The 22,751-nt window shown below is 54.2% G+C and carries 20 protein-coding genes, 1 rRNA gene and 1 riboswitch; all 21 genes read right to left on the reverse strand.

Going from position 1 to position 22,751, the window contains the following annotated elements:
- Positions 1 to 7: 7 nt before the first annotated feature.
- A complete protein-coding gene (pcrA, locus tag KNP82_RS12745; RefSeq protein WP_021065208.1) occupies positions 8 to 2,224 on the reverse strand; it encodes a DNA helicase PcrA in 2,217 nt (738 codons plus the stop codon).
- Between the two features lie 38 nt (positions 2,225 to 2,262).
- Entirely contained in the window at positions 2,263 to 2,940 is a 678-nt protein-coding gene (gene pcrB / locus KNP82_RS12750) for a heptaprenylglyceryl phosphate synthase (protein WP_214799636.1), read from the reverse strand.
- Between the two features lie 93 nt (positions 2,941 to 3,033).
- Positions 3,034 to 3,270, reverse strand: coding sequence for a hypothetical protein (locus KNP82_RS12755; RefSeq protein WP_021065206.1), 237 nt, complete (start codon positions 3,268 to 3,270; stop codon positions 3,034 to 3,036).
- A gap of 12 nt (positions 3,271 to 3,282) precedes the next feature.
- Positions 3,283 to 4,665 (reverse strand): TrkH family potassium uptake protein, encoded by a 1,383-nt coding sequence (locus tag KNP82_RS12760; RefSeq protein ID WP_131472919.1) that lies wholly within the window; start codon positions 4,663 to 4,665, stop codon positions 3,283 to 3,285.
- 36 nt (positions 4,666 to 4,701) lie between these two features.
- On the reverse strand, positions 4,702 to 5,007 hold the full coding sequence (locus KNP82_RS12765; RefSeq protein WP_021065204.1) for a YerC/YecD family TrpR-related protein: 306 nt from the start codon (positions 5,005 to 5,007) through the stop codon (positions 4,702 to 4,704).
- A 67-nt stretch (positions 5,008 to 5,074) separates the two neighbouring features.
- Positions 5,075 to 6,817, reverse strand: a complete 1,743-nt coding sequence (locus KNP82_RS12770; protein ID WP_214828227.1) for an adenine deaminase C-terminal domain-containing protein — start codon at positions 6,815 to 6,817, stop codon at positions 5,075 to 5,077.
- 179 nt (positions 6,818 to 6,996) lie between these two features.
- Positions 6,997 to 9,282: a bifunctional diguanylate cyclase/phosphodiesterase gene (locus KNP82_RS12775; protein ID WP_353049063.1), complete on the reverse strand. Its 2,286-nt coding sequence runs from the start codon at positions 9,280 to 9,282 to the stop codon at positions 6,997 to 6,999.
- A 99-nt stretch (positions 9,283 to 9,381) separates the two neighbouring features.
- Positions 9,382 to 10,635 carry a phosphoribosylamine--glycine ligase gene (gene purD, locus KNP82_RS12780; RefSeq protein WP_029596111.1) on the reverse strand — a complete coding sequence of 418 codons (1,254 nt, stop codon included), beginning with the start codon at positions 10,633 to 10,635 and terminating at the stop codon, positions 9,382 to 9,384.
- 13 nt (positions 10,636 to 10,648) lie between these two features.
- Entirely contained in the window at positions 10,649 to 12,169 is a 1,521-nt protein-coding gene (gene purH, locus KNP82_RS12785) for a bifunctional phosphoribosylaminoimidazolecarboxamide formyltransferase/IMP cyclohydrolase (RefSeq protein WP_029596112.1), read from the reverse strand.
- Complete coding sequence (gene purN, locus KNP82_RS12790; RefSeq protein ID WP_029596113.1) at positions 12,166 to 12,744, reverse strand: phosphoribosylglycinamide formyltransferase; 579 nt, start codon at positions 12,742 to 12,744, stop codon at positions 12,166 to 12,168. The genes purH and purN overlap by 4 nt, the downstream gene beginning before the upstream one ends.
- Entirely contained in the window at positions 12,741 to 13,775 is a 1,035-nt protein-coding gene (gene purM / locus KNP82_RS12795; RefSeq protein WP_021065198.1) for a phosphoribosylformylglycinamidine cyclo-ligase, read from the reverse strand. The genes purN and purM overlap by 4 nt, the downstream gene beginning before the upstream one ends.
- Before the next feature lie 12 nt (positions 13,776 to 13,787).
- Complete coding sequence (gene purF, locus KNP82_RS12800) at positions 13,788 to 15,197, reverse strand: amidophosphoribosyltransferase (RefSeq protein ID WP_021065197.1); 1,410 nt, start codon at positions 15,195 to 15,197, stop codon at positions 13,788 to 13,790.
- The gene (gene purL, locus KNP82_RS12805; RefSeq protein ID WP_029596115.1) at positions 15,173 to 17,392 is read right to left on the reverse strand and encodes a phosphoribosylformylglycinamidine synthase subunit PurL; all 2,220 of its coding nucleotides are present in this window, start codon (positions 17,390 to 17,392) and stop codon (positions 15,173 to 15,175) included. The genes purF and purL overlap by 25 nt, the downstream gene beginning before the upstream one ends.
- Positions 17,376 to 18,056, reverse strand: coding sequence for a phosphoribosylformylglycinamidine synthase subunit PurQ (purQ, locus tag KNP82_RS12810; protein ID WP_029596116.1), 681 nt, complete (start codon positions 18,054 to 18,056; stop codon positions 17,376 to 17,378). Before purQ ends, purL begins: the two co-directional genes overlap by 17 nt.
- Complete coding sequence (purS, locus tag KNP82_RS12815; RefSeq protein ID WP_021065194.1) at positions 18,053 to 18,295, reverse strand: phosphoribosylformylglycinamidine synthase subunit PurS; 243 nt, start codon at positions 18,293 to 18,295, stop codon at positions 18,053 to 18,055. The genes purQ and purS overlap by 4 nt, the downstream gene beginning before the upstream one ends.
- Positions 18,292 to 18,996, reverse strand: a complete 705-nt coding sequence (gene purC, locus KNP82_RS12820; RefSeq protein WP_021065193.1) for a phosphoribosylaminoimidazolesuccinocarboxamide synthase — start codon at positions 18,994 to 18,996, stop codon at positions 18,292 to 18,294. The genes purS and purC overlap by 4 nt, the downstream gene beginning before the upstream one ends.
- Positions 18,997 to 19,044: 48 nt before the next feature.
- Positions 19,045 to 20,337: an adenylosuccinate lyase gene (gene purB / locus KNP82_RS12825; RefSeq protein ID WP_021065192.1), complete on the reverse strand. Its 1,293-nt coding sequence runs from the start codon at positions 20,335 to 20,337 to the stop codon at positions 19,045 to 19,047.
- The gene (purK, locus tag KNP82_RS12830) at positions 20,334 to 21,428 is read right to left on the reverse strand and encodes a 5-(carboxyamino)imidazole ribonucleotide synthase (RefSeq protein WP_214802971.1); all 1,095 of its coding nucleotides are present in this window, start codon (positions 21,426 to 21,428) and stop codon (positions 20,334 to 20,336) included. Before purK ends, purB begins: the two co-directional genes overlap by 4 nt.
- Positions 21,428 to 21,916, reverse strand: coding sequence for a 5-(carboxyamino)imidazole ribonucleotide mutase (purE, locus tag KNP82_RS12835; protein WP_021065190.1), 489 nt, complete (start codon positions 21,914 to 21,916; stop codon positions 21,428 to 21,430). The genes purK and purE overlap by 1 nt, the downstream gene beginning before the upstream one ends.
- A 69-nt stretch (positions 21,917 to 21,985) precedes the next feature.
- A riboswitch (purine riboswitch) is annotated at positions 21,986 to 22,087 on the reverse strand.
- Positions 22,088 to 22,227: 140 nt separating this feature from the next.
- The gene (locus tag KNP82_RS12840; RefSeq protein ID WP_021065189.1) at positions 22,228 to 22,419 is read right to left on the reverse strand and encodes an NETI motif-containing protein; all 192 of its coding nucleotides are present in this window, start codon (positions 22,417 to 22,419) and stop codon (positions 22,228 to 22,230) included.
- An 83-nt stretch (positions 22,420 to 22,502) separates the two neighbouring features.
- Positions 22,503 to 22,618 (reverse strand): 5S ribosomal RNA (rrf, locus tag KNP82_RS12845).
- Between the last annotated feature and the right edge of the window lie 133 nt (positions 22,619 to 22,751).

The raw sequence follows: 22,751 nt of genomic DNA on the forward strand, positions 1-22,751 counted from the left end.
GATCACCTCACGCTTTTTCGATTGGGGCAAACTTGGCGAGCAGGCGCTTGATGCCGACGGCCGGGAAAGCGATATCGAGCTCGAGCTGATCGCCTTCGCCACGCGTCTGAACGACCGTGCCTTGTCCCCATTTCTTATGATTGGCCTTGTCCCCAACGTTCCAACCGATTGATTCGGCGCCGGACGACTGGGCAAGTTTTGGTTTCGGTTTCGAGCTGAAGCCGTTCACAGGAAGTTTCCCCGGCGACTCGACTGGATTCCATGGCATCGGCTTCTTCGCTTTGCCCGATCGCTCCAAGAGCGTCTCTGGCAACTCGTGCAAGAAGCGCGACTCCGGGTTGTTTTGGAAACGCCCGTACAACATGCGGGACTGGGCCCGTGTCAAATAGAGACGCTTCTCGGCCCGCGTGATGCCGACGTACGCGAGACGGCGTTCTTCTTCCATCTCTTCCGGGTCGTTCAAGGCACGGCTGTGTGGGAACAACCCTTCTTCCATCCCAATCAAGAAGACGACCGGGAACTCAAGTCCCTTGGCCGAGTGTAGCGTCATGAGTGTGACTTGGTGTAACTCGTCGACTTCTTCGAGCGTGTCGAGGTCCGAGACGAGCGTCAAATCGGTCAAAAAGGCGACGAGTGTCTGCTCGTCACTCTCTTTCTCAAAATTTTGGGCGACCGAGAGGAACTCTTGCAAGTTCTCAAGGCGGCTCTCGGCTTCGAGCGTCTTCTCGATTTTGAGCATCTCTTCGTAGCCTGACTTCTTCAACACTTCTTCAATCAATTCCGAGATGGACAAGTAGTCGGCCATTTGACGCAAATCGACCATCAATTGACGGAACTCGGCGAGCTTCGTCGCTGTGCGCGGCGCAATGCCCGACAGTTCGATGTCACGAATCGCTTCCATGAGCGACACGCCTTGCATCCCGGCGAAGTCGCCGAGCTTATCGACCGTCGCGGCGCCGATGCCGCGCTTCGGTTCGTTGACGACACGGACGAATGAGATGTCCTCGTCTGGGTTGGCGATTAAGCGCAAATACGCCAAGATATCCTTGATTTCTTTTCGTTCATAGAACTTCGTCCCGCCGACCATCTTATACGGGATGTTCGACTTGAGGAGCATTTCCTCGAGTCCGCGCGATTGGGCGTTCGTCCGGTACAGGACGGCCATCTCGCCGTAATCGATGCCTTCTTGGCGGAGCTCCTTCATCTGATTGATGATGAAGAACGCTTCATCCCGGTCATCCGAGGCGACATGCAAGAGGAGTTTCTCGCCTTCGACGTTCTCGGTCCAGAGCTGCTTGTCTTTTCGACCCGAGTTGTTTTGAATGACACCGTTCGCCGCTTCCAAAATCCGCTTCGTCGACCGATAGTTTTGTTCGAGCAAGATGACGTGCGCGCTCGGATAATCCTTCTCGAACGTCAAGATGTTGGCGATGTCGGCGCCGCGCCAGCGATAAATCGACTGATCCGAGTCACCGACGACACACAGGTTCTCATGCGCCTGCGCGAGCAGCTTGACGAGCGTGTATTGGGCCCGGTTCGTATCTTGATACTCGTCGACGTGGATGTATTGGAACTTCTTCTGATAAAACGCGAGCACGTCCGGCGCTTCTTGGAACAACTGAATCGCCTTCATGATCAAGTCGTCAAAGTCGAGCACGTTGTTCTGCTTCAATTTCTTCTCATACGCCGTGTAGACGTCCGAGATGACTTTCTCGTACGGGTTGTTGCCGACGAGTGCGGCCGCATCTTGCGGCGTGCGGAGCTCGTTCTTATGGTTCGAGATCATACCGAGGAGCGTCCGCGGCTCATATTTTTTCGGGTCAAGGTTCAACTCTTTAAGCACTTGTTTGATGGCCGTCAACTGATCGGACGAGTCGAGAATCGAGAAGTTCCGGTCATAACGGATTCGATCGATGTCACGCCGCAAAATCCGGACACACATCGAGTGGAACGTCGAAATCCAAATATCGTCCGCGACGCCACCGACGAGGCGGGCGATCCGGTCTTTCATCTCGCGAGCCGCTTTGTTCGTGAACGTAATGGCGAGAATGTTCCACGGCGCGATTTGTTTCGACGCCATCAAGTAGGCGACGCGATGCGTCAAGACACGTGTTTTCCCAGACCCTGCCCCGGCCATGATGAGCAACGGGCCGTCCGTATATTTGACCGCCTCCGCTTGCGGAGGGTTCATGCCTTTGACTAATTCTTCACTCAAGTTATACATAATCGTTTCCTTTCCCTATCCAAACATTTGTTCTTATTTTATCGGAGTGCCGCGACAGTCGCAAGCGCTCCTTCGAAATTGTCATAAATCACATTGCCGACGACGATCGTATCCACGTGCTCGGCCATTACTCGGGCCGACTCGTATCCGGTGATACCGCCCCCATAAAACAGATGGGCGTCCGGCACTGCCAGTCGCACTTCTTGGACGAGCTCGACCGATCCGAACGTGCCGCTATACTCTACATACAAGGAAGGCAGGCGGAACAAGCGATGTCCCGCTTCCGCATAGGCGATGGCTGTCTCGATGGACAAATCGGTCTTCGCCTCGGTCACGTGGGCCACTTTCGCATCTGGATTCAAGACGATATACCCTTGTCCGGTCACGTCAGCGTGAAACAAGTGTCCGTATCGTTCGAACGCTCTCGTTTGATGACCGATGACCCAGTCCACGGTGCCCGCGTTCAAGACGGTCGGAATGAAATAGTGGTCGAAGCCTCGAATCACTTGCTCGGGATGGCTCATCTCGAGCGCGAGCGGGATGCCGCATCCTTCGAGACGAGTATAGAGCGCGAACGTGTTTTCCGCGTCGACCCCATCCGTCCCACCGATGAGGAAAGCGTCCGTGCCCGAACGGATGAGCGCTGCGAGCGCCGAATCATCGAGCGGTTTATTCGGATCAAGTTTAAAGACGTGGCGCCACGATTGAAAATCCATTCGGCTTCCCCCCCATTCGATACCTTCTCTAGTGTAGCGATTTTTCCCGTCGCTTGCATCTGTTGAACAAAAAAAGACTTGCCGAGGCAAGTCTCAAGCACGTCTGGCGTGCGTCTTTTGTTCGCGGGCCGTCATCCATTTGGCGACGACGAGTGCGAACAGTCCGTAAACCGGGATGAACCAGAGCGGATTGGCCAAAAAGAAGCCGAGCACTGGAATCTCGAGTAACGGTGAATCTGGCGAGCAGAGCGCTGTTCCGTTCACGACCGCGATGAACGGTAAGACCGGGACGGCGAACACGTAACCAAAGTTGATCCAAAAAGCCTTCATGATCTGAGCTCCTTAGCCTAAGATGATTGATTCTTTCGGATAGTTGTACATCCGTTTCGGCTGTCTCCGCTGCAAAATCAAGATGAAGGCGATGACACCGATTCGACCGATGAACATTAAAATCGTGAGTACCCATTTTCCGACGTTACTGAACTCTGCCGACAGACCGACCGACAAGCCGGTCGTTCCGAACGCCGAGCACGCCTCGAACAAGATGCGGGTAAGCGATGCGTCTTCAAAGAAGGTGAGCACCATGACCCCCGTGAGCAGGACAGCGAGTGACACCGTGATGATGACGAACGCTTTCCAAATATCCTCGAGCACAATCTCGCGCCCGAAAATTTTGATGGACGAGTCCCCGCGAATGAACGCGACGACCCCGAGCACGGCGACGGCGAACGTCGTCGTCCGAATCCCCCCGCCGACCGAGGACGGGGACGCCCCGATGAACATCAGAATCGATAACAATAACATACTGCCTTCCGAGAACAGGTTGACGTCTACCGTCGTCAAGCCCCCGTTTCGCGTCGTCACGGACTGGAACAAGGAATCCGAGAGCGCGAGCCAGAGCGGTAAACCTTTGAACGCGTTATTATATTCAAATAGAAACAAGCCGACGGTCCCGACCGCGATCAATCCGAAGAACGTGGATACCGTCAATTTCGTGAACAACGAGAAGCGGCGCGGGAAATTCTCACGTTTCCGTATAATCCGGTTCGTCAAATAGGTGCGAATCTCGACGAGGACCGGGAACCCGATGGCGCCACCGGTCATGAGCGCGATTTGCGTAAAGATGACGAACGGGTCTTCCCGGAACGGCGCGAGCGAACTGCCGGTGATATCGAACCCCGCGTTCGTCGTCGCACTGATCGAACCGAACAGCCCTTGCAGGAACGCCTCTCTGGCCGTATCAAAGTAATTTAAGTAATGGATTCCGAGCATGATTGCCCCAATCGCTTCAATCGTGATAACGGTGATGACAATTTCCGCAATATACTTCACGATTCCAGACATCGACGTCTGGTTCTGGTCCCGTAAAATCAGCTGACGCTCACGAAAGCCAATCCGCTTTCCGAGCAAAATCCACATGATGACGTGCAAACTGATCAGACCGACCCCGCTCACTTGAACGATGAACAGGATGATGAACAGCCCGAACGTCGAAAACGTATCCGTCACGACGATTGGCGTCAAGCCGGTGACGCTGACACAGCTGACCGCAAAAAAGACGAGATCGGTGAATGTGATCGTGACACCCGGCTGTCGCGCAATCGGTAAGGCGAGCAAAATGACAGACAACACGACCGCCGCGCTGTAAATCAACACGAGTGTCTGGACCGGTGTCAGCTTCCGGAAGAACAGCTGTAAATTTCGTTTCATAAACTTGTCTTGCATCTCGCCCCTCCTCTCCCATCAAAAACAAGATGACTCTTACGAGTCACCTTCTGATTGTTTTAGACGTTCAAGGGCAAGATCATAACCGCCAGACCCGTAGTTCAAGCAACGCTTGACGCGGGAAATGGTGGCTGTCGAAGCACCTGTCGCTTCTTCAATTTTATGATATGTGCTACCTTCACGAATTTGACGGGCTACTTCAAGCCGTTGGGCGAGCGCCTGTACTTCGTTCACGGTCGCTAAATCTTCAAATAGTTGATAACAATCTTCGAGTGTATCGAGCTTCAAAATCGCCTCAAATAGCTGATCGAGCTCTCGTCCTCGTAATTTATCGAGTTGCATCCGCAAGCATCCTCTCTCATCGTACTTCTTTATCATTCTAAAGCACGACCGGCTCGGACTCAACTGTTCATCGTAAAATCGCCGGAAATAGTATTTGTTTCTTCATCACTTCGTAAATCCCGAGCGGTGTGGCCCGCACATATGGCAAGTGCGTTGACGCCAAGAACAAGAGCGTATAAATCGGGTCTTCGAATTTGTATCCACGAATCAGTAGCTCGGCCCGCAACCCTTCTTCTTGGACAATCAACCGTTCGACCGGCTCCTTCGACGTCATGCCACAGAGCGGGAGCGAGATTTCCGCGATCACCTCACCGCGGTCGACAAGGACGATGCCGCCGCCAAGTTCCTTCATCCGCTCGAAAGCCGTCAACATGTCTTGTTTGCATTTCCCAAGAATCAAATAGTCACCGCTAATCGAATACGAACTGACGAGGCCTCCGAAGTCGTTGGCGAATCCTTTCAGCACCGTATTGAGGCGCCATTTCCCTTCTTTATCGAGCAGCATGAGGAACGACTCGTCCCCGTCACGTGGCAGCTCATCTTGTCCGGTATCGTGCGTGATTTTGAACAGCTTCATGATGACCGAGTTGACCATGTCGAGCCCGACCGGCATGCTGAACGATAAGTCGTTCGGCGTCAGTTCGATGTCGACGTTCGTCGACGGCATCAAGGCAAGCGCCGCATCGACGAGCTCGTTCGGAAATTCGGACGTCCCGTCCCGATAAATCCATTGCCCTTTGGCAATGACAGCGCTCGGGCGTGGCTCATCAACCGCATCCAAAATATTGAGATGGGCGATGCGTCCCGGCGCAATCGAACCGAGGACGTGGTCGAGCCCGAAGTGTCGCGCCACGTTCAACGAGACGATGCGGTATGCTTCAATTGGAGGCAAACCCGCCTCAATCATGATTTTCACGAGCGCGTCTTGTAACCCGTCTTGATAAAATCCTGGCGTCGACCCGTCTGTCGTGACCATCACATGGTCGAACGCCTCGAGTCCGGCGTCAAGCAGACCCCGGATGATCCCTGGAAGGTCGGGACGAATCGAGGAATGACGGAGTGTCGTCGTATAACCGTGTTCGAGCCGGCAGAGTGCTTCTTCGGCCGTCATCGCCTCATGGTCGCTGTGGACACCCATCAGCGCCATCTTCGTCAACGTCTTCGCCGAGGCACCTGGGAAATGCCCCTCGACCGGGAGCCCGCACGTCTCTGCATCGAGCATCCACTGCAGCATCTCGTCATCGCCTTTCAACGTCCGCGGCCAGGCCGTCAATTCTCCGGCCATGATGACATCCGGATGATTGAACCAGTCGTGAATCCGCTCGGAGTCGACGAGGACGCTATCGCGGTCGAGTTCGGTCTGCGTATCGAGACGCGCCCACCAGTACGTGCTCGTCGGGAGCTGTTGCATCGCTTCCAGTTGCGCAAACGCTTGCTCCTTATTTTGTAAAAAAAGAAGCATGTTGTCATTCACGAGCGTTGTCGTCCCCCGCTCACCTGCATACTTCGACAGCGTCGCCGGATTATAAAGTTGGAATGGATGCGCGTGCGGCTCGATATAGCCCGGTACGATGTATTTCCCTGACACGTCTACCGTCTCGACGGCCGCTTTCGGAACATCTGGCCCGACGTAGACGATCCGGTCATGCTCAATCCATATGTTTGCTTGTTTCCACTGCTTCACGTACATATTTAAGTATGTGGCATTCATCAATACGAGCGAAGGTGGTCTGGCTTGGCTCACGACTTCTAATTGTGACCGAATCATCGCTTTAGACCACGGTGCCCGCGCCGATCGTTTTGGTGGCATCGAACCCAATCCTCCCTTAATCGCTTCGCCATTATTATCATACAATAACTTTGTAAGCGTTTTCTTTCATCTGGTTCAAGTTTACCTTTTCTATGAAAGGCTCGCAAGCTATGTTGCCCATTGTAACGGAATTCACATGAAATTCACACAAATAAAGACGCCTCCCGCGGGAGACGCCTTCACCAATCGTACATCGTGACCGTCTTTTTCAAATAATGCTCGAGTTCAGCGAGCGGGACAGGCTTGCTGTAATGATAGCCTTGAATGAGGGAACTGCTATGTTCGAGCACGAAGGCGAGCTGTTCTGGACGTTCGACCCCTTCGGTGACGATATCGAGTCCGAGCGTCTGGAACGTCTGATATAACCCTTCGAGCAACGCCCGGTCGAACGTGTTCTCGGGAATTCCTTTGACGAAGTTCTGGTCGATTTTTATCAAGTCGAGTTGAAGCGACTGCAAGAACGACAACGACGACGTGCCGACCCCGAAGTCATCGAGCGAGATTTTGACCCCGATGGTTTTGAGCGCTTGAATGAACTGTTGCAGTTCGTATAAATTGCCCCCGACCTCACTCTCGGTGATCTCGACATGGAGACGGTGAGGGTCAAATCTCGACGTGGTCAACACTCGTTCCAATGAAGCTAAAAATGACCCGTCGGCGATTTGACGCTTCGACACATTAATCGACAAGAACAAGTGATGGTGTGTCACGTGGTCTTCCATCTCGAGGACGGCCTGTTCGAGCACCCAACGGCCCAAATCGGAGATGAGGCCGAGCTGTTCGGCGACCGGGATGAACAGACCCGGCGAGATTTGACCTTTCGTCGGATGGTTCCAGCGAATGAGCGCTTCGACGCCACGTACAGCAAACGGTCGCGGCGACACGATTGGCTGATAATACAGTTCGAACTCATTGTGTTCGAGGGCGTGTCGAAGATCGCGTTCCATCTCGAGCGTCTGTAAATAGTGGCTCCCGTCCTCGATTTCTTGGAACGTGAGCACTCGATTCTTCCCTGACAGTTTCGCCTCATGAATGACGACATCGAGCCGGCCCATCATGATCTCATACGTATGGTGCGGCTCCGCACAGGTGAACACGTCGATTCCAATCGTCACAGCCATCCCCTTCACCCCGTTGCCCTCGGCCCAATCCTTCAAGTCTTTGGTCAAACGCCGAGCGACCGGCTGCAATTGTTCGAGCGTCCATCCTGGATGGACGAACATGAACTCATCGGCCCCGATTCGGGCGACAAATCCATCTTCTTTATAGAAGTTGAGCCGGGAAGCGATATAAATCAGGACGGCGTCGCCTGTCCGGTGTCCGTACTGGTCGTTGATGCGCCGGAAGTCGTCCAAGTCCAAACCGAGCACGCCGATCTGGTCTTGTTTGCCGCGCACGTTCGAGAAGTAATCCTCGAGAGCGAGCCGGTTCGGGAGCAACGTCAACGCGTCACGGAACGCCCGATCAATCACTTCGGCGCGTGTGTCCTCGAGGGCCGCGAGTACTTCATTCATGCTCGTCGCCATCTGTTCAATCTCATCGTGGCTCTTCGCGTCACGACTGAGCCGGAGTCGGCTATCCCGTTCGAGCGTGATCACTTTCAACTCGCTGACGATTTCCATGAGCCGCCGAATCACGACACGATGAATCGTCCATAGCAACGACAAGAAGAGACCGACCCCGAGGACGACGAGGGCAATCATCCCGAGCCGTAACATCGCCACCGTATTTTGATAATGCGTTTGTTCAGCGGTGAACGTCACTTCGAAATCGGACTGTTGAAACACGGTGCCAAGCGGAATCACGACGTCGGTCCCGGCGTCCCCATCCGTGATGACCGTCTGATTTTGACGCGCAGGTTGAATCGTCAATGGAATTTTCGTCTGGGTGCTCATGTCCGCCAGAAATGCCGGGTCGACGAACTCGAGCATGACGAGCGTACCTTGACTTGGACCACTACTATCACTTCGTAAAATCGGGTGACTGACGTACAGCGTCGGACCGAAATCACTCGCATAGATGCCGTTTTGCGTATCTTCCTGATCGCTTAATCGAGAAGTGACCGCCTTGATGAGCGTTTGTTGATCAGTTTTTGACAACGTCGTACTCGCTGAACGGAACGACGAGTAGAACGCTTCTCCGTCCCGGTCCAAATAGACGATGGCGTTGACGCTCAAGTTTTCAAGCGATTCCTCGCTAATGTTACTTTGGACATAGGAGGCGTTCCGTCGTTGAACGAACGTGTAGGTGTCATTCCAGACGGCCCAATCGACGAGTGTGCGCTCGAGCGTATGCTTCCGATTGGCGAGCGTCTCTGACACGCTCGCGACTTGACTCTCGACCGTCTGCCGATCTTGTTCCATGCTCTTCTCGATAAAATAAGGGCGGACCCCAAAAAAGATGATTCCGACAAACACGACTATATTCACGGCCACCGCAATCATGAGCTTCGTCCGAATGCGCACGTCGACCACCTTCTTCCTTCAATCTACTCCATTATTGTAGAGCAGGAAGCGTGAATTCCCTTCTTTTCGCATGAAAAAAAGGACGGGTTGACCCATCCTTTAAAAAATACGTGCCAACGCCCGTCCCCCGATGTCTCGACGGTAGAACGTCTGTGGCAAATCAAGTTGTTCGAGTGCCGTATAGACGGCATATTTCGCTTCGAGCAAGGTCGGTTTTGTCGACGTGAGCACGAACAAGCGTCCCCCGTTGCCGACGATGTCCGCCCCGTCACGGGTCGTGCCCGCATGGAACACGAGCACATCGTCTCGTAAGTCACCGAAGCCTGATAGTACCTGTCCGGTCGTCGCTCGATCAGGATAGCCTTCTGCCGCGACGACGACTCCAATCGTATAGCCTTCCACCCATTCAATCGGATACGTTTTTTGGTCCACGACCGCCTCGATGACGTCGAGGAGAGGAGATGCCAAGTTCGGGAGAATGACCTCGGTCTCGGGATCGCCGAACCGAGCGTTGAACTCGATCACTTTCGGGCCATCCGCCGTCAAGATAAGACCTGCATACAAGAACCCTTCGAACGGAGTGCCTCGTTCGACCATCGTCCGCGCGAGCGGGAAGAGCACGCGCTCGACCGCTTCCGTGTACACGGCATCGTCGAGATGAGGCATCGGGCTATATGCGCCCATGCCACCCGTATTCGGCCCTTTGTCGCCGTCAAACGCACGTTTGTGATCTTGTGACGTGATCATCGGGATGACGTGCTCGCCTGAGACGAACGCCATGAGCGAGAACTCTTCCCCGTCTAAAAACTCTTCGATGACGACACGGGACTGATCCCCGAACTTATCGGTGCCGAAGATGTCGTGAATCGCCGCCCGCGCCTCATCGAGTGTGAACGCGACGGTCACGCCTTTCCCGGCAGCGAGTCCGTCCGCTTTGACGACGAGCGGGGCTTCCGACTGATCGATATGACGTAGCGCCGACGCTGCGTCGGTAAACGTATCATATCCCGCTGTCGGAATATTTGCTTCGCGCATCACTTCTTTGGCGAAGGCTTTACTACCCTCGAGGAGCGCTGCCGCTTTCGTCGGTCCGAAGATGTGTTGACCTTCTGCTTGGAACGTATCGACGACTCCGGCCATCAGGGCCGATTCGGGGCCGACAATCGTCCAATCGATTTCTTCGCGCTTCGCAAACCCAACAAGGGCCGAAACATCCGTCTCTTCAATCGGCACGCAGGTCACACCATCCATATTGAGATTGCCCGGGGCGACGAACACCTCATGTCCGTCTTGTCCCAGTTTCCAGGCGAGCGCGTGTTCACGGCCGCCACGTCCAATGACGAGTACGTTCATCTTATCGCTCCTCTCAATGTTTGAAGTGTCGAACTGACGTGAACACCATCGTGATGCCGTGACGGTTCGCCGCTTCGATCGACTCTTCGTCACGAATCGACCCGCCCGGTTGAATGATGGCCGTGATCCCGGCCGCAGCCGCAGCCTCGACCGTATCGCCCATCGGGAAGAACGCATCGCTACCGAGAGCGGCCCCTTGAGCACGTTCCCCTGCTTGTTCGAAAGCGATTTTCGCCGCGCCGACGCGGTTCATCTGTCCCGCACCGATACCGATTGTCGTCTCGTCTTTGGCGACGACGATGGCGTTGGATTTCACGTGTTTCACGACACGCCACGCAAGTTTCAAATCTTCCCATTCAGACGCCGTCGGACGACGATCCGTCACGATTTGGCATGACGCATCATCGAGTGTGACGTCGTCCTCATCTTGTACGAGGAGACCGCCCGCGACGGCTGTCAAGCGCATCCCTGTCATCTGGCCCATGTCGAGCGTCAATAACCGAAGATTCTTTTTCTCTTTCAATCGGTCAAGTGCTGCCTCACTAAAGGATGGCGCGATGATGATTTCTAGGAAGATGTTGCGGAGCGCCTCTGCCGTTTCCACATCGACTTCACGGTTCAAGGCGACGATGCCTCCAAAAATCGAGACCGGATCGGCCGCATGGGCTCTTGAGAACGCCTGGCTGATTGTCTGTCCGACAGCGACACCGCACGGGTTCATATGTTTGACGACGACCGCTGCCGGCTCCGTCAATTCGCTGAGCGCCTCGAGCGCCGCATTCGTATCTTGGATATTGTTATATGAGAGTTCTTTGCCGTGCAGTTGCTTCGCGTTCGCGAGCGTCATCCCGTGATAGAGCGGCGTCTTATAAAACGCTGCCTGCTGGTGCGGGTTTTCCCCGTAACGGAGGTCTTGTACTTTCTCATACGTGACCGTGAGCTGTTCCGGGAACGTCTCGCCGATCTGCTGCCCTAAATAGTCGGCAATCAAGGCGTCATACGCCGCCGTGTGACGGAACGCTTTTGTCGCAAGACGTTGACGTGTTTCGAACGTCGTCCCGCCGGCACGAACCGCTTCGGCCACATGACCGTAGTCGGCCGGATCAACGACGACCGTCACGCTGGCATGGTTTTTCGCGGCTGAACGGAGCATGCTCGGTCCACCGATATCGATATTTTCAATCGCTTCTTCATACGTCGCATTCTCTTTCGCAATCGTCTCTTTGAACGGGTATAAGTTGACGACGACATAGTCGATTGGCTCGATGTCGTGGTCTCTCATCTGTTCGACGTGCGAGTCCAAATCGCGGCGCCCGAGCAGGCCACCGTGAACGAGCGGATGGAGCGTCTTCACGCGTCCGTCGAGCATCTCTGGGAACGACGTCACTGCTGAGATGTTTTTTACCGGAAGGCCAGCCGCGATGAGCGCTGCTTCCGTCCCGCCTGTCGAAATGAGTTCGATGCCCGCTTCATGCAACGCCTGCGCGAGCTCGACGATTCCTGTTTTATCTGACACACTCAGTAATGCTCTCACTTGAAAACCTCCTGTTGGATAAACACTTGTTGTAGTACGCGCGGATAGAGCTGATGCTCGACCGCTTGGATGCGTCTTGCCGCTTCGGCCGCATCACAGCCTGCGATAGCGACGTCTTGTTGGGCGATGATTGGTCCCGTATCCATCCCGGCATCGACGTAATGGACGGTGACACCGCTCGTCGGCACGTTCGCCGCGAGCGCCTGACCGATGGCGTCTTTTCCTGGGAACGCCGGTAAGAGCGACGGATGGATGTTGATAATATGGTTCGGATATGCTGACAGCAATACGTCCCCAATCAACCGCATATACCCGGCCAAGACAATATAGTCGGCGCCGAGTGCCTGTAGTAGGACTAGTATTTCTTGTTCGAATTCCGCTTTTGAGGCGTACGTCTTCGGTTCGAACGAGAAGGTCGGGATGTTGAACCGATCGGCCCGCTCGAGTACTTTCGCTTCTGGTTTGTCCGTGACGAGCAGGACGCATTCCCCTGACAAGTCGCCTCGGTCAATGGCTTGCCAAATCGCTTCGGCGTTGCTACCGGACCCGGAGGCGAAGATGGCAAACTTTTTCACTGGTCGACCCCCATGATGCGGACACCCGGTTTGGCATCGACTTTCCCGATGCGATGCGACGTCTCTCCGGCGCGCTCGAGCGCAGCTTCGACAGCTTCGACATCTTCAGGACGGACTGCGATCATGAAGCCGATACCCATATTGAACACGTTGAACATCTCTTGTTTCGAGACGTGCCCGACTTGTTCGAGCCAGTCGAACACGGGCAGGCTCGGCCAATTCGATGCGTCGAATGTGACACCGAGGCCTTCCGGCAGCATGCGTGGCACGTTCTCGTAAAAACCGCCGCCCGTGATATGGGCCATGCCTTGGACACGCCCCGTCGCGATGGCCGCTTTCGCCGCCTCGGAATAGATGCGCGTCGGCAACAAAAGGGCGTTCCCGAGCGTCGTGTCGAGCATGGCGATCTCATCAGTGTAGGCGAGCCCTTGAGATTCGACGATATGGCGGACGAGCGAGAATCCGTTTGAATGGACACCCGATGATGCGAGTCCGAGGACGATGTCCCCCGCTTCAATCGTCCGTCCATCGATCAGTGCTTCCTTCTCGACGACACCGACGGCGAATCCGGCGATGTCATATTCGCCGTCCGGATACATCCCCGGCATCTCGGCCGTCTCGCCTCCAACGAGGGCACAGCCCGCTTGGACACAGCCTTCGGCGACTCCTGCGACGATGCGCTCAAGTTTGGCCGGTTCCGCTTTTCCGGTCGCGATATAGTCTAAGAAATAAAGCGGTTCGGCCCCGTGGACGAGACAGTCATTGACACACATCGCCACACAGTCAATTCCAATCGTATCATGTTGGTCGAGCGCGAACGCGAGTTTGAGTTTCGTGCCGACCCCATCCGTTCCGCTGACGAGAATCGGATGTTTCAACTGCATCGAGCCAAGGTCAATCATCGCACCAAAACTACCGAGCCCGGTCATCACTTCTGGACGCATCGTCCGTGCAACGTGACGCTTCATGCGTGATACTGCCTCATAACCTGCCTCTAAATTCACACCCGCTTGTTCATATCTTAAACTCATCGTCAGTCCCCCTCAAGCTTTTGTCTCTGTTACAAGTTCCGCCAGTTCAGTTGGATAAAGTCCGGTGAAGCAAGCGGCGCACTGCCCGCGCAAGTTCCCTTCGAACGGCCGGTCGATTGCTTCGACCGTCCCATCCAATGTGAGGAACGCCAGTGAATCGGCCCCAATCTCTTCTTTAATCTCTTCGATGGATTTGGTGGCCGCAATCAACTCTTCCTTTGATGATGTATCGATGCCGTAATAGCACGGATGCTTGATCGGTGGTGACGTGATGCGCACATGCACTTCGGTCGCCCCGGCTTCACGGAGCAGTTTGACGATGCGTCGGCTCGTCGTCCCGCGAACGATTGAGTCGTCGACCATGATGACCCGCTTACCGCTCACGACACCTCGCAACGCCGACAGTTTCATCTTGACGCCGCGCTCCCGTAACTCTTGCGACGGTTGAATGAACGTCCGGCCGACGTATCGGTTTTTGATGAGTCCCATCTCGTACGGAATCCCGCTCGCCTCGGCGTAGCCGATGGCTGCTGAAATACTCGAATCAGGGACGCCGGTGACGACGTCCGCTTCGACCGGTGCCTCGTCGAACATCTTTTTCCCCATCGCCTTACGGGCCGTGTGCACGTTGACGCCATCGATGATCGAGTCCGGCCGCGAGAAGTAGATGTATTCCATTGAACACATCGCGCGGACCGAGGCCTCGCTGTACCGCTCCGATACAATCCCGTCTTGCGTGATCATAAGGAGTTCCCCTGGCTCGACATCACGTACGTACGTCGCCCCCACGACGTCGAACGCACATGTCTCTGAGGCGAATACGTAGGCTCCGTCCTCGGTCTGGCCGAGCGAGAGCGGACGTAATCCGTGAACATCGACGCCGACGTAGAGCGCGTCTTCCGTCAAGAAGAGGAAGGCGAACGCTCCGACGAGACGAGCCAAGCTATCCGCGATTCGTTCTTTCATCGAGTTGCCTCGGCTCCGCTTAATCAAGTGGGCGACGACTTCCGTGTCCGATGTCGTCTGAAAAATCGCACCTTCCGCTTCGAGCATATGTTTCAACTCGTTGGCGTTGACGAGATTCCCGTTGTGCGCCATCGCCAAATCGCCCGTGAGCGACTTGAAGTGGAGCGGTTGGACGTTCTCGAGCGTGTTGCCGCCTGCCGTCGAATAACGGACATGACCGATGGCGTGGTGCCCGGTCAATGCATCGAGCGACGGTTCGTCGAACACTTCAGCGACGAGTCCGAGCCCGCGTTTGGCGTGCAAGCGCTCCCCGTCAGCCGTGACGATGCCTGTCCCTTCTTGTCCCCGGTGTTGCAGGCTGTGGAGGCCGTAGTAGGCGAGGTGTGACGCTTCGTGGTGATTAAATACCCCGAATACCCCGCACTCCTCGTTCATGCCTCGGATGTCATATAACATGGAATAGCTCCTTCCCATACCCGTTCAAGTTCCGTGACGTCCATTTCGATTAGGCGGTCGCTCGCACGCACCGTCAATTGTGGCGTGTCTGTCACCTGTCCGATGCGTGTCGCCTTCGTCAACTTCGCGAACGCATCGGCTTGATGTGGCGCGACTGTGACGAGGAACCGTGACTGTGATTCGCTGAAAAGTGTCGTCACGAGATCTGTGTCGACTGTGACGTCTGCGCCGAAGCCCGTGCCGAACACGAGTTCAGGGAGTGCTGCGGCGAGTCCACCTTCCGATACGTCGTGGGCCGCCGTGACAAGTGCTTCCCGGATTGCTGCGAGGAGCGCTTGTTGCTGACGGCTCTCCGTCTCCAGGTCAAGCGTCGGCGCCTGTCCGCTCACTTGACCGTCTTGAAGCATTTGGAGCGCACTACCGCCGAACTCAGGTTTCGTCTCTCCGAGCAGGAAGATGATGTCGCCTGATTCTTTCGCGAACGACGTCGTGATATGTTCTGGCTTGTCGATCAAGCCGACCATGCCGACGACCGGCGTCGGATAAATCGCCGTCCCGTTCGACTCATTGTAAAGCGAAACGTTCCCGCCGATGACCGGTGTGTCGAGGGCACGGCACGCTTCGGCCATCCCTTCGACAGCTTGATCGAGCTGCCAGAACCCTTCTGGCTTGTCCGGGCTACCGAAGTTCAAGCAGTCCGTGAGGGCGAGCGGTGTGGCGCCGCTGGCGACGATGTTGCGCGCTGCCTCTGCGACCGCGATGGCACCACCGACACGCGGGTCGAGGTACACGTATTTGGCGTTGCAGTCCGTCGTCATCGCGAGCGCTTTGTCTGTGTCGCGAATCCGGATAACGGCCGCATCACTTCCTGGCGCGACGACGGTTGATGTTTGGACCATATGGTCGTATTGCTCATACACCCAACGTTTCGAGGCAATCGTCGGCATGGCAAGCACGTCTTTCCATGTCGTGAGTACGTCCGTGACGACCGGTTGGACCGGTGCCATCGCTTGGAACGTCTCATAATATGCCGGTACTTTCGACGGCTTATGGTAGACCGGTGCGTCTTCTGCGAGCGCGTCGACCGGTACTTCGGCTGCGACTTCCCCTTGATGGAGAAGACGGAGCACTTTTTCTTCGATGACGACACCGACTTTGATCGCATGAAGTCCCCACTTCGTGACGATTGCTTCGATTTCATCTTCATGCCCTGCCTTGACGACGAGAAGCATCCGCTCTTGCGATTCGGACAACATCATCTCGTAAGGCGTCATGTCGGCCTCACGTTGCGGGACGAGGTCGAGGTTCATCTCGATGCCCATGCCTGCCTTCGATGCCATCTCGGCTGAAGACGACGTGAGACCGGCCGCCCCCATGTCTTGGATACCGACGAGGGCCGGATGCTTGATGACTTCCAAACACGCTTCAATCAACAGTTTTTCCATGAACGGGTCACCGACTTGGACGGCCGGACGTTTCTCGTCCGCATCCTCACCGAGTTCTTCCGAGGCGAACGTCGCCCCGTGAATGCCGTCGCGTCCTGTCGTCGCACCGACGTACATGACCGAGTTGCCGACGCCTTCGGCAATCCCTTTCTGAATGTCTTCATGGCGAATGAGTCCGACGCACATCGCGTTGACGAGCGGGTTGCCGGCATAGGCCGGGTCGAATGCGACTTCTCCACCGACCGTCGGGATGCCGACACAATTGCCGTAACCGGCGATGCCAGAGACGACGTGGCCGAAGAGATGTTTCACACGTGATTCGTTCAAATCTCCGAAGCGGAGCGAGTTGAGGAGTGCGACCGGTCGCGCGCCCATCGAGAAGATGTCGCGGATAATCCCGCCAACCCCTGTGGCCGCACCTTGGTACGGCTCAATCGCCGACGGATGGTTATGGCTCTCGATTTTGAATGCGACGGCCTGGCCATCGCCGATGTCGACGATGCCGGCACCTTCCCCGGGGCCTTGAAGGACGTGTTTCCCAGTGGTCGGGAATTTCCGGAGGACAGGCTTCGAGTTTTTGTACGAACAGTGTTCAGACCACATGACCGAGAATAACCCGATCTCGGTGTAATTCGGCTCACGACCGAGCAGTGAGACGACGAGCGCGTATTCCTCATCGGTCAAGCCCATCGTGGCGTAAAGTCGCTCTTCACGGATGTGTGTTGCTGTCGGTTCAGTTGTAAGTAGCATGTCGAGTCCCCCATTTCACCATCGAAGTGAATAATCGTTTGCCATCTTCCCCGCCTAAGAGTGCTTCGACCGCTCGTTCCGGGTGTGGCATCATTCCGAGTACGTTACCTTGTACGTTCGTGATTCCTGCGATATTCGCGACCGATCCATTCGGATTGTCGGTATACGTGAAGGCGATTTGCCCGTTCGCACGGAGCGTCTCGAGTGTCGCCTCGTCACAGTAGTAGTTGCCTTCCCCGTGCGCGATTGGGACTTGAATCGTCTCCCCGAGCTCATAATCGTTCGTGAACATCGTCTCGTTCGTTTCGACTTTCAATTCGACTGTCTTGCACATGAACTTCAAATCACGGTTGCGCATCAATACGCCCGGTAGGAGTCCCGCTTCGACGAGCACTTGGAATCCGTTACAGACGCCGAGCACTGGACGCCCTTCTTCGGCGAATCGTTTCACTTCGTTCATAATCGGTGAGAACTGGGCGATGGCACCACAGCGCAAGTAGTCCCCGTATGAGAAACCGCCTGGTAGGAGCACACCATCGTACCCATCAAGCGACGTTTCCGTATGGAACACATAGTCCGCTTCTTCGCCGAGGACATCTTTTACGGCATGATACATGTCGAGGTCACAGTTCGATCCGGGGAAGACGATGACAGCGAATTTCATGCGAGTACCCCCATCTCGATTCGATAGTTCTCGATAACCGTGTTGACGAGCAACTTCTCACACATGTCACGCACCATCGCTTCGGTCGTCTCATCTGCCACTTGAAGCTCGATGACTTTCCCGATGCGTACCGACTCTACCCCTGTAAAACCGAGATGTTCGAGCCCACCTTTTACGGCGACGCCTTGTGGATCCAGTACACTTTCACGTAATGTCACGTACACGTTTACTTTTTTCATCGGTCCATTCCCCCTATGCGTGTTAACAGTTGGCTGTATGTGTCTGTCAGAGATCCAAGGTCTCTGCGGAAAACGTCTTTATCGAGCTTTTGTTTCGTCTCTTTGTCCCAAAGCCGGCACGTGTCTGGTGAGATTTCATCGGCAAGGATGATCGTGCCATCGACTTTACCGAACTCAAGTTTGAAATCGATTAAATCGATGCCATGTTCATTGAAGAAATCGAGCAACACATCGTTGACCCACAGACCAAGTTGTCGCAATGTTTCGACTTCTTTGTGTGTGGCAACTTGCAGTAAACGGATATGATCCTCCGTTAAGAGTGGATCTCCGAGTGCGTCATCTTTATAGTAAAACTCGACAATCGGTGACAGGAGCGGTGTCCCTTCTTCCCAACCGAGTCGTTTGGCAAGGCTTCCGGCGGCGACGTTGCGAACGACGACCTCGAGCGGAATGATATCGACACGGCGCACGAGCTGCTCGCGATCCGATAGTCGCTTAATGAAATGCGTCGGAATCTTGTTATCGTGCATGAGTTCGAACAAGCGCGTCGTGATGGCATTGTTCAACACGCCTTTGCCGGCGATTGATTCTTTCTTCTCCCCGTTAAATGCTGTCGCGTCGTCTTTATAATAAACGCGGAGCACACCCTGTTCTTCAGTCTCAAATAACGCTTTCGCTTTACCTTCGTAGATTGCTTCCATCTGTATCGTCCCCCTTAAAAGTGAGAGGGGCATGAAGCCCCTCAACGATCACAAACCACAGCGTTCAAAAATAACATCGACACGGCGCACGTGATGGCTCGGGTCGAATAGGTCGTCGAGCTCGTCACTCGTGAAGAGTGCGCCCATCTCGGCGTCTTGTTCAATCAAGGTGCGGAACATCGTCTCTTCTTCCCACGCCTGCATCGCCTTCGGTTGAACGGCATCATAAGCGGCTTCGCGCGACCATCCTTTTTCAATCAACGCGAGCAAGATGCGTTGGGAGAAGATAATGCCAAACGTCCGGTCCATGTTCCGGCGCATATTATCCGGGAAGACCGTCAAGTTCTTCACGATATTGCCAAAGCGGTTCAACATGTAGTTGAGGAGACTCGTCGCATCCGGAAGAATGATCCGTTCTGCTGATGAGTGTGAGATGTCACGTTCATGCCAGAGTGGGACGTTCTCATACGCCGTCACCATATGACCGCGAATGACACGGGCCAGGCCGGTCATGTTCTCTGAACCGATCGGGTTACGTTTATGCGGCATTGCTGACGATCCTTTTTGTCCTTTGGCGAAGAATTCTTCGACCTCACGTGTCTCTGTCTTTTGGAGGCCGCGAATCTCTGTCGCCATCTTCTCAATCGATGTGGCAATCAATGCGAGCGTGGACATGTATTCGGCGTGTCGGTCACGTTGTAACGTCTGCGTCGAAATCGGTGCTGCTTGAATCCCTAATTTGTCACACACATACGATTCGATGAACGGATCGATGTTTGCGAACGTGCCGACCGCACCACTCATCTTGCCGAATTCAATCGTCTCACGGGCTGCCATGAACCGTTTCTTGTTGCGCTTCATCTCTTCGTACCAAAGGGCGAGCTTCAATCCGAACGTCGTCGGTTCTGCGTGGACACCGTGTGTACGGCCCATCATGATGTCATACTTATGTGCTCTAGCTTTTTCAGCGAGGATGTCGATGAAACGGTCGATGTCAGCTTCTAAAATATCGTTCGCTTGCTTAATCAAGTACGATAAGGCCGTATCGACGACGTCTGTCGAAGTCAGTCCGTAATGCACCCACTTCTTCTCTTCACCGAGTGTCTCTGAGACGGCACGGGTGAATGCGATGACGTCATGACGTGTCTCTTGCTCGATTTCAAGGATGCGTTCGACATCAAACGATGCCTTGTCCCATAAGACGGCGACATCTTCCTTCGGGATGATACCAAGTTCGCTCCACGCCTCGCAGGCGTACAGCTCTACTTGGAGCCATGCCTCAAATTTATTCTGGTCTGTCCAAATCGCCGCCATCTCAGGACGGGTATAACGTGAAATCATAAAACGGTCTCCTTCCAAATTGCCAATTGTTCGATGGTCTGAAGCGCTTCTTCGACGGAAGCGGCAATCACGTTCAAATGCCCCATTTTCCGCCCCTGCTTCGCTTCTTCTTTCCCATACAAATGTAGTTTAACATTCGACGGTAACGTTTGCGGGTTCAGCTCGTCCATATGTTCGCCTAACAGGTTGACCATGACGATTGGTGTGTAAAGCGTCGTTCGCCCAAGCTTCATCCCGGTGATTGCCCGAATGTGTTGCTCGAACTGTGATGTCTCACAGGCATCAATCGTGTAATGCCCTGAGTTGTGAGGGCGTGGCGCAAGTTCATTCACGTACAATGAACCGTCTTCCATAATGAACAACTCAACCGCAAGCGTACCAATCAGTCCGATGTGGTCAGCGAGTTGGAGGGCCAAATGACGCGCCTCCTCTAAAATATCAGGCTCCACTCGTGCCGGTACAATCGAAAGATATAAAATATTGTTTCGATGAATGTTCTCGCTGATGGGGAACGTCGTCGTCTCGTGCGTCCCTCTCGTCACGATAACAGAGATTTCTTTTTTAAAAGGAAGCCAAGCTTCGGCCACATATTCCGTCTCTTCGAACTGATCTGTGAACGAGCGTACGTCTTGTTCTGAACGTATTACCGTTTGACCTTTACCGTCATAACCAAAACGGCACGTCTTAATCACAAACGGAAAACCTAACACGTCTCTTGCTCGAATGACATCACGGACGGAACGGACTGGAACGTACGGTGCGACTTGAAGACCTGCCCCTTCAATCATTTGTTTTTCAAAGATTCGATGCTGTGTCGCCTTCAAGACATCCATCCCTTGAGGACATTTGTCAGCAATGGCCTCAATCATCGCTGTATCAATGTTCTCAAATTCATAGGTGATGACGTCTGAACGATGTGCAAGTTCACGTGCTGCCGTTACGTCGTCAAATGCGGCGACGATGCTTGGTGCAACCTGAGCGGCGGGCGCGTTTGCGTTTGGATCGAGGCTTAGCGTTTCGTACCCCATAGCACTCGCACTGAGAGACATCATGCGACCTAACTGACCTCCACCTAAAATGCCGATTCTCATTAGATTAGTTCCTCCGTCGCTTGAAGTGCCATATCGCGCTTCGCTTGGCGATATGTATCTAGGCGTTCAACCAGTGCGGGGAATTGCAGGCTGAGGATTTGAACGGCGAGTAGGGCCGCGTTCGTCGCCCCGGCACGTCCGATAGCGACCGTTGCCACTGGTACTCCTGCAGGCATTTGAACAATCGAGAGCAAGGAATCAAGTCCATTTAACGCTTTAGATTGAACAGGCACTCCGATGACAGGAAGCGTTGTTTTCGCTGCGACCATTCCCGGTAAATGGGCTGCTCCTCCTGCGCCTGCAATGATGACTTGTATGCCTCTCGCACGGGCCTCTTCAGCATATTCAAACATTAAGTCCGGCGTCCGATGTGCCGAGACAACTTGTTTTTCATATGGAATACTCAATTCTTCTAGGATGTCACAAGCATGGCGCATCGTTTCCCAATCAGACGAGCTACCCATGATCACACCTACTGTTGCCTTCATTCAAATGTCCCCCTTAAATAAAGAAATCCCTAAACCGAATAACCAGTTTAGGGTATAGGCCACGACAAAAAAATGTCGACTATACCCCATAGTCTGATCAGAATCGGCGATCAGGTAGAAACTTGCGAGCCATTTCCTCGCGATTATATGGAGCACTATTTAATTTGTTATTAACTCACACGCCTATCGTACCTTGTTCTTTCAAAACATGTCAACAAACTGCGAACAATTTAATTGTCTGAATATTTATCGTTCGTCTTTAGTGGTGTTAAAATACAAAAAAACCGCCACGCATTCGTGACGGTTTGGCATTATGATTCGAGAGCAACGCACTCAAACAAAATCGATTGATGGGAATGTACAGGTTCGTCTTTGGTTCCCGTTTGTTCAAAGACAGGCTTTTCAATCCTACGTACCGGGCGATACCCCATTTGAGCAATTCGATTTAAACAGTCATCGATTGTCTCGTTTGGCTCGACGTATACTTTGATTTTTTTGGCCATCTGTTCTTCCTCTCTTTCATTTGAATCACGATATAAATAAAAAAAGCGGCGGCCCTTGAGCGAATGCTCCAGAACCACCGTTTGCCTGGCGACGTCCTATCCTCACAGGGGGAGACCCCCAACTACTTTCGGCGCTGAAGTGCTTAACTTCCGTGTTCGGCATGGGAACGGGTGTGACCGCTTCGCCATCGCCACCAGACATAGAGAGATCGTTCTCTCAAAACTGAAGACTCATCAATTCATACAAACCATTAGACTAGATCAAAGCCTCGACCGATTAGTATCATTCAGCTCCACACGTCGCCGTGCTTCCACCCATGACCTATCTACCT

The organism is Exiguobacterium sp. s26 (genome assembly GCF_018618235.1).
Taxonomy (GTDB): Bacteria; Bacillota; Bacilli; order Exiguobacteriales; family Exiguobacteriaceae; genus Exiguobacterium; species Exiguobacterium chiriqhucha.